This window comes from Lysinibacillus sp. BPa_S21 (genome assembly GCF_023337795.1).
Classification (GTDB): Bacteria; Bacillota; Bacilli; order Bacillales_A; family Planococcaceae; genus Lysinibacillus.
In genome coordinates this window covers 188,066-202,518 of sequence record NZ_JALIRS010000002.1, presented here as the reverse complement: position 1 = coordinate 202,518, position 14,453 = coordinate 188,066, and the positions used below count along the sequence as shown (strand labels likewise).

The following is a 14,453-nucleotide window of genomic DNA, read 5'->3' as shown; positions in this document are numbered from 1 at the left end:
AGGGGGGGAAGTACATGTCTGAACGTATGATGGCTAGTGAAGCAGGTAGCTATGATGAACAGTTTGAATTATCTTTGCGTCCACAAAGATTAGCCCAATACATTGGTCAGCATAAAGTAAAGGAAAATTTACAAATTTTCATTGAAGCGGCAAAGCTTCGTCAGGAAAGTTTAGATCATGTGCTGTTATATGGACCGCCTGGACTTGGTAAAACTACATTAGCGGCTGTTATTGCTAATGAAATGAATGTCAATGTGCGCATGACTAGCGGCCCTGCGATTGAACGTCCTGGAGATTTAGCAGCTATTTTAAGCTCACTGGAGCCAGGAGATGTACTATTTATCGATGAAATCCATCGCCTGCCTCGTGCAATTGAAGAAGTGCTTTATCCTGCCATGGAGGATTTTTGTTTAGATATTGTCGTTGGTAAAGGCCCTGAAGCACGGTCTGTTCGACTTGATTTACCACCATTTACACTTGTCGGTGCAACAACAAGGGCAGGAGCATTATCAGCACCTTTAAGGGATCGCTTTGGCGTATTATTACGATTGGAGTATTATGATAATACATCGCTGGCAGAAATTGTCGTACGAAGTGCGCATTTATTTGATGTTGAGATCGAACAAGTAGCAGCACTTGAAATGGCTACACGCTCGCGTGGTACACCCCGTATTGCGAATCGCCTACTGAAACGAGTACGAGATTATGCACAGGTGCTCGGAGATGGTATGATAACGGAGGGACTTGCTAAGCAAGCGCTTGAGCTATTACAAGTCGATCCTAGAGGGCTTGACCATATTGACCATAAACTTGTGACCAATATGATTGAGCGCTTCCGTGGAGGCCCTGTAGGCTTAGATACGCTGGCAGCTTCTATTGGCGAGGAACGCGTTACGATTGAAGATGTGTACGAGCCATATTTAATGCAAATTGGCTTAATCCAGCGGACGCCACGTGGACGTGTGGCAACACATTTAGCCTACGAACATTTTGGATATGAATATCCCCAACAAACCTAGAAGAAGGAAGTATTTTCATGCGTGTAGAAGATTTTGATTTTGAATTGCCAGAAGAGCTTATTGCACAAACACCACTTGTGGACCGAACAGCTAGTCGTTTAATGGTAGTGACGCCAGGCTCAAAAAATGTAGAGCATCATCATTTTGCTCATATATTAGATGAGCTAAAAGCTGGAGACTGCCTTGTGTTAAATGATACAAGAGTCTTACCAGCGCGTTTAATGGGCGTTAAAGAGGAAACTGGTGCTCATATAGAAGTACTGCTATTAAAGCAAATGGCAGGTACAGATGAATGGGAAACACTTGTTAAACCAGCTAAACGTGTAAAAGTTGGCACAGTTGTAACATTTGGAGATGGCTTACTGACAGCTATTTGTACAGGTGAGCTTGATCATGGTGGACGTACATTTGAGTTTAAATATAATGGGATTTTCTATGAAATTTTAGAGCAACTTGGTGAGATGCCACTACCTCCGTATATTCGTGAAAAATTAGCGGACAAGGATCGTTACCAAACTGTTTATGCAAAAGAGCGTGGCTCAGCTGCAGCACCAACAGCCGGCTTACATTTTACAGAAGAATTACTAGAGCAAGTAAAAGCAAAAGGGGTCGAGGTTGTATTTATCACTTTACATGTGGGGCTTGGAACATTCCGTCCTGTAAGTGTAGATTCCATTGAAAATCACGAAATGCATGCCGAATTTTATAGTGTAACGGAAGAAACTGCATCTATTATAAATCGGGTAAAGAGTAATGGTGGGAAAGTGATTGCTGTAGGTACAACCTCTACGCGTACATTAGAAACGATCGGCTCAAAATATGGAGGCGAAGTGCGAGCGGAACAAGGTTGGACGTCTATTTTCATTTATCCAGGATATGATTTTACGATTGTAGATGGTTTAATCACAAACTTCCATTTACCAAAATCAACCCTTGTAATGCTTGTAAGTACGCTTGCGACAAGAGAAACAATTTTAAGTGCATATCAACAAGCTGTAGAAGAAAAATATCGTTTCTTTAGCTTTGGTGATGCTATGTTTATTCGTCCAAAAGGAGAATAAAGAAAAAATCGGAGTACTGTTTTTACTTTAGATAAGAGAGGAATTTTTTATAATATGACACAACCAGCAATTCGTTATGAGCTACTTCATACTTGTAAACAAACAGGAGCGCGCCTTGGCATCGTGCATACACCGCATGGCTCTTTTGAAACACCAGCATTTATGCCTGTAGGTACACAAGCAACTGTTAAAACAATGTCACCTGAGGAATTAAAAGAAATGAATGCAGGTATTATTCTGTCAAATACGTATCATTTATGGCTTCGACCAGGTAATGATATTGTGAAGGAAGCAGGAGGCTTGCATAAATTTATGAACTGGGATCGCCCGATTTTAACAGATTCAGGTGGTTTCCAAGTGTTCTCACTTAGTCAATTCCGCAAAATTGAAGAAGAAGGCGTTCATTTCCGTAATCATTTGAATGGGGACAAACTGTTTTTAAGTCCAGAAAAGGCGATGGAAATTCAAAATGATTTAGGTTCGGATATTATGATGGCTTTTGATGAATGTCCACCTTATCCTGCGACATATGACTATATGCTGCAATCAGTAGACCGTACAACACGTTGGGCTAAACGTTGTAAAGAGGCTCATAAACGAACAGAAGATCAAGGTCTATTCGGTATCATTCAAGGGGGAGAATTCGAGGATTTACGCCGTCGTTCTGCAGAAGCGTTAGTAGAGTTAGACTTCCCAGGTTATGCAATTGGCGGACTATCAGTAGGTGAACCTAAAGACGTGATGAACCGTGTATTAGAGTTTACAACACCATTAATGCCAGCGAATAAACCGCGATATTTAATGGGTGTAGGGTCACCTGACTCATTAATTGATGGTGCTATTCGAGGCATTGATATGTTTGACTGTGTATTACCAACACGTATTGCCCGTAATGGCACATTAATGACATCTGAAGGCCGTTTAGTTGTTAAAAATGCAAAATATGCACGTGATTTCGGACCAATTGATCCGAACTGTGATTGCTATACATGTAAAAATTATTCACGCGCTTATATTCGCCATCTAATTCGTACGGAAGAAACGTTTGGTATCCGTTTAACGACTTACCACAACTTACATTTCCTACTGAAGCTAATGGAACAAGTACGTGAAGCAATTCGCCAGGACCGTCTTGGTGATTTCAGAGAAGAATTTTTCGAGAAATACGGCTTTAACGGACCGAATGCAAAGAACTTCTAATATTTAGTAAAAATATCATGTAAATTTGTGTGAAATGAGAATATTTCTAGCAAAACATTGTCATTCTTAGAAAAAATATTAGTAATACAGAAAAATTTTGGGCTTGTCCATCGCTTTTTTATGGTGGAATAGTCTATACTAAATAAGAATTGGAAAGGGGGCAAGAATGATGGAACAACTATTAGGATTCGCACCAATATTATTAATGTTCGTTGCAATGTGGTTTATTTTAATCCGCCCTGCTAAAAAGAGACAGCAGGAAACACAAAATATGCAAGGTAATTTGCAACGTGGAGATAAAGTTATTACAATCGGTGGCTTACATGGTGAAATTGACTCAATTGAGGACACAGCTGTGACATTAAAAATCGCAGATAATGTGCGCGTGAAATTTGATCGTCAGGCAATCGGACGTATTGTTAATGACTAAATTTTTTCTGCAAAGGCGTTGTCCAACTATAATGGACAACGCCTTGCTCATATAAATAGCTTTGTCAAAATGTAATAATCCGTTTGACAAGGCTTTTTTTTGTATAAAAAGTAACTTACACGGTCACCTTAGTATATGATGGGGGTGCCTGTATGGGAGAATATTTAACGATTATTTTTAGAACAATCTTTTTATATGTGTTTATCCTAATAATTTTTCGTTTAATGGGTAAACGAGAGGTCGGCGAATTGTCTGTAATCGATTTAGTCGTATCCATTTTAATGGCTGAGGTTGCAGCATTTGCACTCGATGATTTCAAAAGTCCTTTATTTAAAGTGATTTTACCAATTATCATTTTGTTTTTCATACAAATAATAACTGCCTATATTTCACTTAAAAATAAAAAATTTCGTGACCTAGTTGATGGTGATCCAGTCTTACTTATAAGAGATGGTGTTATTTTAGAAAATGAAATGCGCAAGCAACGCTATAATTTAGATGATTTGTGTCAACAATTACGTGAAAACGGGAATGCGTCCGTTACAGATATTGCTTATGCCTATTTAGAGCCTTCTGGCAATCTGTCCGTATACCAAAAAGATGAAAAAGCATTTGTTTACCCACTGATTATAGATGGTGATATTCAAGATAGGCATTTAAAGGTCTTGCATAAAGATACTGATTGGTTAATGGCAGAGCTTGCTAAAAATAATATTACAGATAGTAACACCGTATTTTTTTGTGTTTGGGAGGAAGATCGGCTTCATATTCAGCTGAAAGAATCTTAAACTTTCTTAGCAAGCTTACGAAGGTAGCGCAAATCAGTGATGCGTAACTGGTTGGAAAATAGTAAGAAAGTAAAGAGTAAAAATAAGGTTACACAGCTACTTAAAACAAAGGGCAATGGCATAACTTGCATCAGGAAATACTGAGAAACACAAACAGCAATAAAGCAACCATAAGGAACGACAAACATTCTAAATCCAGCACGCAAATTTTTACGCTGTCTGACTGTTGCAATATGCAAGAATGAGGTTAATAACACGCCGAAACCAATTGCTACAACGGCACCTTTTTCCTGTATACCGGGCTGAGAAGCAAGGACGAACATGACAAAGAGCTTACCAAGACCACCGTATATAGAGTTCATCATGGCTGCACGAGCTTCACCGATTGCTTGTAATATAGAGTGCAATGGGCTTTGTATATAATAAAAATAAAAAATAGGGGCTAATATTTTCACATACCCTCGATTTTCTTGTAAGTGAAAGAGCTTCATAGCTAAGTCGTCCCCATGAACAAAAAAGTAAGTAGCGGCAACGCAGCCCACTAAGGATGATAGCCGTAATGAGACAGAAATACGTTCCTGTAAGAGCGGTATATGCTGACGTGCAACGGCGTCACTAACAGCCGGTATAAGAACGATTGAAAGAGCGGCTGATACAAAAGCCGGGAATAATAATAGCGGGACTAGTACACCCGAAATAACCCCATATAAAATTGTTGCTGCGGAGGCTGTTAATCCAGCCATTGTTAAAGCCTTTAAAAAAATGATTGGCTCTAAAAACCAAGTAAAAGATCCAAACAGCTTGCTTCCAGCAGAAGGAAGAGCAATCCGTAACATCGGAGAGGACGGATATGCCTCGATTTTGCTTTTTCGTGTCAATAATTTTTTCTTTGAGACAATATAATGCATCCACAAATACAAGAATGCAACGACTTCAGCTAAAAGTGTAATACCCATTGCAGAGGCTGCGGTTACGGCAGCGTTATCATAGGCAGCTACAAAGGGTAGCGTAAATGTGATAAAGCTAATGCGGATAATTTGTTCAATCATTTGAGCCCAAGCTGTCGGTGTAATTTTCGCAATACCCTGTAAATAAGCGCGCAATAATCCAGAACCAACTGACACTGGTACAGCAAAGAGTGCAATCCAGAGCGTAATTGTTGTTTGTTCATTATGTAAAAGCGTAGTCGAGATATATGGTATAGTAAGTGCAACAATCGGCATAAAGATGATCATTCCAATAAATGACCAAAGAATAGCTGTACGCATAACACCATAGATGTCTTCGCGTTTGTTTTTTGCTAGTAACTCTGCTACAATTTTTGCCACAGCAATAGGTAGTCCAAGTTGAATGAGTGAGATGAAGAAAATGAACGCCGGATAGACGGTCATATAAATGCCGACTGCCTCTTCACCAGCGATACGCATAAATTGCATTCTATAAAAGAAGCCAAAAAGTTTAGATAAAAAAATCACAAACATTAAAAATAGTGTACCCCGTACAAAAGAACTCATGCCATCCGTCCCTTCTCAAGCCACAAAAATTCATTTACACTATTTGTATGCAAACATGTCTTACGATACAACTTTGATTGGAGATGATTCAAAATGAGTATGCAGCATGAGCAACTATTTGAAAAAATTCGTCCTGCAATTGATAGTAAGATGGAAGAGTTTAAACATTATCAATACGATGCGATTACAGCCGAAGAACTATGGCGCTATTGTGTAGAGAAGAAATGGCGTAAAAAAAATATTGAGCAATTACATTTACATGAAATTATCGCAACTATTTTTGCCGTATCGCCATCCGATATCGTATCATTTAATCAAGTAGAATTTTTACAAAGTAATGATTGGTTTACAGAATTAAATACGGAAGAGTTAAAAATGCTACTTGGTCCGGTTAAAACTTAAGAAGAATATGTGAAATTTGTCAAATAATAAAAGAATACTAAAAGTGTTGAATTGACACCAAGCGCAACGTGTTTCATAATGAGTGTGTTGCGCTTTTTTTATTTGTATAAGTATATTTATTCAAAAACCTCCTTAAAATTCTTTTCTGAATTTGGAGGACTATACCTATTCATCAATTTGCGCGTTATGAACGATTGAAATAAGTAGAGCAACCTTTTTGAAGCACAGGCAACATTATTCTAAAGGAAAAGGAGGAATAAACGTTTCAAAAGGACTTGCTAGTAATACTTGTTTGTAGTGTAAGGGGTTTCCTTACACCAATTCGAGGAGGATTTATAAATGAAACTAAAAAGTCGTATAGTTGCATTCGTACTAATAATGGTTATTTTTGCTGCAACCATCGGTACGACTGTAAGCGGCGTCTTAAAGGACATTAAACTAGGCCTTGACTTACAGGGCGGGTTTGAGGTTCTTTATGAGGTGAATCAATTAAAAGAAGGACAGAAAATTACACCTGAAGTTGTTTCTGCAACTGCAAAGGCACTCGATAAACGTATTAATGAAATTGGTGTAAGTGAGCCAAGCATTGAAATTGAAGGTGAAAATCGTATTCGTGTGCAATTAGCAGGTGTTGAAGATCAAGAATCAGCACGTAAATTATTATCTACGTCTGCGAATTTATCATTCCGTGATGTTGATGACAATTTACTGTTAGATGGTGACGACTTAAAACCAGGTGGCGCTAAAGATTCTTTTGACCAGCAAAACCGTCCAATTGTTTCACTAAAATTAAAGGATGCGAAAAAATTTGCTGATATCACAAGTAAAATTGCTGCTAAACCAGCAGGTCAAAATTTACTCGTTGTATGGTTAGACTTTGAAGAAGGTGTTGATTCATATAAAGCTGAATCACAAAAAGCGAAGCCTCGCTATGCATCTGCAGCAACAGTTAACCAACGATTAGATACAACAGATGTAATGATCAGTGGTAATTTCACAGTTGAAGAAACGAAAAATTTATCTGGTATTTTAAATGCTGGGGCACTTCCTGTTAAGCTTAATGAAATTTATTCTACTTCAGTTGGTGCACAATTCGGTGACGATGCATTGAAAAGTACGGTTTTCGCTGGCGTTGTGGGCGTAGTAATAATTTTCTTATTTATGCTATTCTACTATCGCTTACCTGGCTTTATTTCCATTATTACACTAGCTGTTTTCACCTTCCTAGTTCTAGTTGTATTTGACTGGATTAATGCGGTGTTAACACTTCCAGGTATCGCAGCTATCGTGCTTGGTATAGGGATGGCAGTAGACGCTAATATTCTTGCCGCAGAACGTATACGTGAAGAGTTACGTGTCGGCTATTCGGTTAAACAAGCATTCCAGATTGGTTCTAAGCAGTCTTTATCAGCAATTGTCGATGCACAGCTAACTACTTTATTAGCAGCAGCTGTATTATTCCAATTCGGGACAAGCTCTGTTAAAGGGTTTGCAACGACATTAATTATAAGTATTTTACTAAGCTTCCTAACAGCGGTTTGGGGTTCTCGCGTACTACAAGGATTACTTGTAAATAGCGGCTATTTCAATAATCCGGCATGGTTTGGTATTGCGAAATCGAAACAGCATAGCTTAGATGAAAAAGTAGAAACATTAGATTTATCAACGAAATTCGATCGTTTTGACTTTGTCCACAATCGTAAAAAATTCTATACATTCTCATTAGCTATTTTAGTAGCTGGTTTAGTGGTTCTTGGTATATTCCGACTAAACCTTGGTGTTGATTTCTCAAGTGGTACCCGTGTTCAAATTGAAGCAGATCAAACGTTGAATAAAGAAGAAGTATCCAAATACTTAGATAGCATCAACCTCTCATCGGAAGATATCGTTCTTTCTGGTGAAAAAAGTAATAATGCAGTAATTCGCTATAAAGATGATTTATCTCAAGCGGATATTTTAAAATTACAAAAAGATGCTACTGAAAAGTATGGGCATAAGCCAACTGTAAGTACAGTATCTGACACTGTTGGTAAAGAGCTTGTGAAAAATGCAATTTATGCATTATCTCTTGCAGCTATTGGTATCATTATTTATGTAGCGATTCGTTTCGAGTGGCGCATGGGTGTTGGGGCAATTGTCTCGTTACTACATGACGTATTCTTAATTGTTGCTGTATTTAGCTTTATGCGCTTAGAAGTGGATATTACATTTATAGCAGCTGTACTAACAATTGTCGGTTATTCGATTAACGATACGATCGTTACGTTTGACCGGATGCGTGAAAATTTAGATCGATATGATACGATTAAAGACCGTGAAGTGTTAGCGGATATCGTAAACAAATCATTACGTCAAACGATGGGTCGATCTGTTAACACAGTGTTAACGGTTATTATCGTGACAGTGTCACTTCTTATTTTAGGAGCACCGTCGATTGAAAACTTCTCAATCGCGTTATTAGTTGGTTTAATCACAGGTATGTATTCTTCTATTTGTATTGCCGCACAAATTTGGTATTCACTTAAAGTCCGTGAAATGAAAAAATCAGACGGTCAAATACACAAAAAAGAGAAAAAACAATGGGGTACTGACGAGCCTACTGTTTAACATAAGTCTTTAAAACAGGGAAAGGAAATATTTCTTTCCCTGTTTTTTTTTATGTCCCAAAAGAGGAATTTCCTCCTGAACATAAAATGCCGAAGCGTTGATTTAACAACGCTTCGGCATTTTTGAATGCAAGTAATTTTGTTGTAAAAGGAACTGATTAAATCCAGTGGATTCGCTTTTTTTCAATTTCCTTTAGGTAAAGGCATTCTGAATTCATAAACCAAAAGAAACGCTCCCTTTTAATGAAAATCGTATGTTCAAAATATGAGTTTTTCCCGTACATATAGCATCAAATTTGGATTTCAATATATGTAGAAGAAGTAACGAAAAATGGACTTAGGTATTTTGGCGTAATGTAGTATGGTTTATTTATATTATACAAAAAGAAGGGGGTCATGTGATGGATAGGGATTTAAATGCATCATTAAATTTAGCAACATATGGAAAAGTGGCAGCTTAGCGATTTTCAAAACACTGTTAATATGTACGATTCGTTGTATCGGAATTTACGCCCTCGGAGTGTGATACCAAACGAGAGTAGCTTCGGCAAAACCGGTCACGTAGAACAGGGAAATAAATAAACTTTATAGATTTTTATAAGGTTTTGGCAACGAAATTTTAAATTAAAAACAAAATTGCGGTATAAAAAATTTTAGTGAAAGGAGTCTTTCTTTATGTATGAATATCAAAAAGTAAAGAGAAAAATTAAAAAATTATATATGTATGGTGCAACGATTGCTTTTGTAGCTTGTACTTCACCTTTTGTGAGTTATCGATCTGCTCAAGCTTTAGTGGATTCAACAAACGAAAATACAGCCGGGATTGAAGCAAGCGACGATTCAACAAACGAAAATACAGCCGAAATTGAAGCAAGCGACGATTCAACAAACGAAAATACAGCCGGGATTGAAGCAAGCGACGATTCAACAAACGAAAATACAGCCGGAATTGAAGCAAGCGACGATTCAACAAACGAAAATACAGCTGAAATTGAAGCAAGCGAAGATTCAACAAACGAAAATACAGCCGAAATTGAAGCAAGTGACGATTCAACAAACGAAAATACAGCTGAAATTGAAGCAAGCGACGATTCATCAAACGAAAATACTGCAGAAGACGACTTGGACATATACCAAGCTGTTCTCCAAGACGATTTCGACTTAAATAACTTTTTAGACCAAGTTCTTCAAAACAAAACGTTGGACGAAAAAATCATATCTCTTCAGGGTATAGACTTAGACAAAGTAATCGATAGTCTTATCAAAAATAGAAAATGGGAATCAATTTTACCATTCATAGAAGTTTACGATGAATTTAGAAACGATCTAATTACCCAGAGAGAACAGATCATGTACGAAAATGAAGACGACATCTACCAAGCTGTTCTCCAAGATGATTTCGACTTCAACCAATTTTTAGACAAAGGTTTTCAAAACAAAACTTTGGACGAACAAATAGATTATTTTAATGCTATAGACGCTAACATAATAAAAGGGTATCTCGGAGGGGATAATGAAAAACAACAACAATTCTTAGAAGCTTACAATAATATTAGAAACGATCTATCTTACGAACTATACGAACAATATTTCGGAGAAATAGCAGAAGACAAAGCATACAACGACCTATATAGAGCTATGCTCCAAGAGGGACACGACTTCTACTTACAAAACTTTTTAGACAAAGTTTTCCAAAACAAAACTTTGGACGAACAAATAGATTATTTAAATGCTCTAGACGTTGACTTAGCCGCCGACTTCGACAAAATAGATGAGTTTCTTAGGGCAGCAGAAAGTTATCAATTATTTGACGGTATCGGTTACTGGCGTCTAAGAAACACTCTAGACGCAGAAAGAAACAATCTAAACGCAGAGAGAAACAATCTAGACCTAGAAGAGAGTATACGAGAAGCCATATACCAAGCTGTTTTCCAAGAAGAAGAGAGACGTATACGAGAAGAAGAAGAGAGACGTATACAAGAAGAAGAGAGACGTATACGAGAAGACATCTACCAAGCTGTTCTCCAAGAAGATTTTGATTTAAACAAATTTTTAGACAACGTTTTTCAAAGCAAAACTTTGGACGAACAAATAGATTATTTAAATGCTCAAGACGTTAGAAGAATACAGGAGTATCTCGAAGAAGGAACAAGTTACCAATTATGGATAGATTACCATAATATTAAAAACGATCTAATTTACGAACAATACGAACAATATCTCGGAGAAATAGCAGAAGACAAAGCATACAACGACCTATTCAGAACTGCGTTCCAACAAGGGTGGTTCGTAGTAAACCGTTACGGCCATGACCATGTTCAGGATTTTTTAGACAAAGTTTTCCAAAATAAAACTTTAGACGAACAAATAGATTATTTAAAAACTCTAAAAGTCGACTTAGTGGCAGACTTCGACAAAATACTTGAGTTTTATAGAGCAGCAACAGGTTATGACAATTTCGATTTCATAGGAATGTTAGGCGATGATAGCCCTTTATACTTTATGCAGTTTCTAGAACGAGATATAAAAATGGCGTACATTGCACGAATTAAAGACCCCTTATACGAAGCTATTCTCCAAGACGACTATAAAAACTTTTTAGACAAAGTTTTACAAAACAAAACTTTGGACGAAAAAGACGATTTTTTAAATTATGTCAGGAATTATGGCGGTTTTACTTATTTCCCGTATGATGTTCCCGAGATTATTTTTAATCTCTACGACGTTATTGATAGCGCGGCCGATACTATAGTTGGACACCCCTATATTTACTCGGGCGTTCAATATCGCCCTGCCGAGCAATATGCCCTTCGTAATAAAATTGCCCAGGAGTTTGATTGGTACAACTTTGAAGTGATGTATGACTTACACTATAGGGGTGGTAGAGGTCAGGAAGAATTTAATAATATGATGAAAAAGGAAGCGATTGAATACCCGAGAGATTATTGGACGGTTGATAGAATCGAAGAAAAGTGGGAAGAAACGCTTGGGGTATTTGAATCTTCAAAATATATGGAAAAAAACGACATTTGGTATTCGGATGCGGTGTATACTTCTGTAACTTCTGCTCAAAAGAACATGTTCCAATACCTTATATATGAGTTAAAGGAGTTGTATTCTGGAACTAACATTCATGTTATTGATACTCATTTTTCTAGAAAGAATTTTGCTTGGAATGGAAATGTTGATGTATTTTTTATTACAACAAGCGATGGTAAGGTATGGCGATCCAACACTTTCTACGGTAATCCCAATTTCAGTACCGGCAGCGGCACTTCCTACATGAGCAAAGACGGCGAGTACCTTCTTTACGATCCAACTATCCAAAGCAACGGACTATATGTCCGACCCGGCGTACTATATGATCCCAATGTGCCAGAATACAAAGTAACACAGAGTTTTTGGCTATACACAGAGTACGAAATAATTGATAACGGTGGGGAAGAAGGGTCATCCAACGAAGTACAGCCTGGAGGTGAAACGGGCGAAGGGTCATCCAACGAAGTACAGCCCGGAGGAGAAACGGGCGAAGGGTCATCCAACGCAGTACAGCCCGGAGGTGAAACGGGCGAAGGGTCATCCAACGAAGTACAGCCCGGAGGTGAAACGGGCGAAGGGTCATCCAACGAAGTACAGCCCGGAGGAGAAACGGGCGAAGGGTCATCCAACGAAGTACAGCCCGGAGGTGAAACGGGCGAAGGGTCATCCAATGAAGTACAGCCTGGAGGTGAAACGGGCGAAGGGTCATCCAACGAAGTACAGCCCGGAGGTGAACCAGGCGAAGGGTCATCCAATGAAGGACAGCCCGGAGGAGAAACAGGCGAAGGGTCATCCAACGAGAATACAGCCGGAGGAGAAACAAGCGAAGGATCATCCAACGAGAATACAGCTGGAGGAGAAACAAGCGAAGGATCATCCAACGAAAATCCAGCCGGAGGAGAAACAGGCGAAGGATCATCCAACGAAAATCCAGCTGGTGACGAAACAGGCGAAGGATCATCCAACGAAAATCCAGCTGGTGACGAAACAGGCGAAGTTCCAACAAACGAAAATCCAGCCAGTGACGAAACAGGCGAAGAGCCATCCAACGAAAATCCAGCCGGTGACGAAATAGGCGAAGAGCCAACAAACGAAAATCCGGTCGGTGACGAAACAGGCGAAGAGCCAGCAACCGAAAATCCAGCCGGTGACGAAATAGGTGAAGGGCCAACAAATGAAAATCCAGCCGGTGACGAAACAAACGAAGAGCCGACAAACGAAAATCCAGCTGGTGATGAATCAAGCGAAGATTCGCCAAACGATAATAAGACTATAAAAAGATTTGAGGACTCACCTTTCGGCCGCCGAAGATTTGATATAAATGAGGATTATGTAACGGTAGAAGATGAAGATGAACATGTATCAAGCTTTTTCGAACTCTCCGTATCAGGCGATTAGGTGATTGTGGTCATTTAGCATAACTGCACTTCAATTGGCGTCTAACAATTGAGGTGCAGTTCATCTTGTGAAGGGTTATCTACTATATCTAGAAATGCACTGTGTCAACATTATGCAGCCCATTCTATACGCGCAAATGGATTTTGTAAGCTACATTTAGTTAGTTGACATCTTATTTTTGAAAATAAAGAATTTTCGAGTACCCATAGCACTAATTCTAGAATTTCAACATATGTTAAAAATTCAACAAAGGCTGGTTTTGGATATTATGGAGTAATATATTAAAGTTAAAATGCAGATATTAATGAAAGGATGATAAAATGTCTAAACATAAGTCAAAGCATAAGTCTAAACATAAGTCTAAACGTAAAGAGTCTAAACATATAAAGAGTCTAAGCATAAAGAATCTAAGCATAAAGAATCTAAACATAAAGAGTCTAAACATTAAAGAGTCTAAACAAAAAGAGTCGAAACAAGATAAAGAAGGCGTTTTCGACAGAAAGATTATAACAGATGCTGAAACAGGAGTGCAATACTTATTTGCTTACAGTGGTAATGCAGCGGGATTAACACTATTAGTAGACAAGGACGGAAAGCCGTTGATAAAGAAGGATTATGAGAATTCTAAATAATAGGCATTGCAAGGCAGAAGCAATATAGATTGACAATGATGTAATCTGGCTACATAGCAAGCTCATAGTTCATTCGAAGCATTCATATAAAAAAAAAGAAAATTTCAACAAGCAGTATCTATCGCAGATCATGAGAGATGAATTATTGAACTTGAAAATGATATCGAGACGAAAGTATGTAGTTTAATTCCCTTTTATTGGCGCAGATAGAAGATGATTTTTCCTATTATGTAAATTCAAAAGTCCTTTCAACATTTTTTCTTTTTTTTCTGAATTGATTGACAATTTTCGTAGATTGGCATAAAATAAGGCTAACTTTTTTGTTCGATCCAAGGTAGTTGGTCTCGGGAGCGAGGTCAGCCTT

General features: G+C 38.1%; 10 protein-coding genes. 9 read left to right on the top strand and 1 reads right to left on the bottom strand.

From position 1 onward, the window contains the following. Positions 1-14 precede the first annotated feature (14 nt). The 5 genes from ruvB (at position 15) to MOK21_RS04180 (ending at position 4,498) form a co-directional block, all read left to right on the top strand. Positions 15-1,019, top strand: coding sequence for a Holliday junction branch migration DNA helicase RuvB (gene ruvB, locus MOK21_RS04200; RefSeq protein ID WP_249072723.1), 1,005 nt, complete (start codon positions 15-17; stop codon positions 1,017-1,019). 17 nt (positions 1,020-1,036) lie between these two features. Further along, positions 1,037-2,080: a tRNA preQ1(34) S-adenosylmethionine ribosyltransferase-isomerase QueA gene (gene queA, locus MOK21_RS04195; protein ID WP_249072722.1), complete on the top strand. Its 1,044-nt coding sequence runs from the start codon at positions 1,037-1,039 to the stop codon at positions 2,078-2,080. A gap of 54 nt (positions 2,081-2,134) precedes the next feature. Then, the gene (gene tgt, locus MOK21_RS04190) at positions 2,135-3,280 is read left to right on the top strand and encodes a tRNA guanosine(34) transglycosylase Tgt (protein ID WP_249072721.1); all 1,146 of its coding nucleotides are present in this window, start codon (positions 2,135-2,137) and stop codon (positions 3,278-3,280) included. 169 nt (positions 3,281-3,449) lie between these two features. Continuing rightward, positions 3,450-3,710: a preprotein translocase subunit YajC gene (gene yajC, locus MOK21_RS04185; protein ID WP_249072720.1), complete on the top strand. Its 261-nt coding sequence runs from the start codon at positions 3,450-3,452 to the stop codon at positions 3,708-3,710. 152 nt (positions 3,711-3,862) lie between these two features. Further along, a complete protein-coding gene (locus MOK21_RS04180) occupies positions 3,863-4,498 on the top strand; it encodes a DUF421 domain-containing protein (RefSeq protein ID WP_249072719.1) in 636 nt (211 codons plus the stop codon). Here MOK21_RS04180 and MOK21_RS04175 read toward each other — a convergent pair. After that, positions 4,495-6,012, bottom strand: a complete 1,518-nt coding sequence (locus tag MOK21_RS04175; protein WP_249072718.1) for a putative polysaccharide biosynthesis protein — start codon at positions 6,010-6,012, stop codon at positions 4,495-4,497. The two genes, MOK21_RS04180 and MOK21_RS04175, sit on opposite strands and share 4 nt — an antisense overlap. 93 nt (positions 6,013-6,105) lie before the next feature. Here MOK21_RS04175 and MOK21_RS04170 point away from each other — a divergent pair, with 93 nt between their 5' ends. The 4 genes from MOK21_RS04170 to MOK21_RS04155 all read left to right on the top strand — a co-directional run bounded on the left by MOK21_RS04170 (position 6,106) and on the right by MOK21_RS04155 (position 14,089). Next, positions 6,106-6,414 carry a post-transcriptional regulator gene (locus tag MOK21_RS04170; protein WP_249072717.1) on the top strand — a complete coding sequence of 103 codons (309 nt, stop codon included), beginning with the start codon at positions 6,106-6,108 and terminating at the stop codon, positions 6,412-6,414. Between the two features lie 339 nt (positions 6,415-6,753). Continuing rightward, positions 6,754-9,021, top strand: coding sequence for a protein translocase subunit SecDF (secDF, locus tag MOK21_RS04165; RefSeq protein WP_249072716.1), 2,268 nt, complete (start codon positions 6,754-6,756; stop codon positions 9,019-9,021). 674 nt (positions 9,022-9,695) lie between these two features. Continuing rightward, positions 9,696-13,457: an ICP22 family protein gene (locus MOK21_RS04160; protein ID WP_249072715.1), complete on the top strand. Its 3,762-nt coding sequence runs from the start codon at positions 9,696-9,698 to the stop codon at positions 13,455-13,457. A 320-nt stretch (positions 13,458-13,777) separates the two neighbouring features. Beyond that, a complete protein-coding gene (locus MOK21_RS04155) occupies positions 13,778-14,089 on the top strand; it encodes a DUF6440 family protein (RefSeq protein WP_249072714.1) in 312 nt (103 codons plus the stop codon). Positions 14,090-14,453 lie beyond the last annotated feature (364 nt).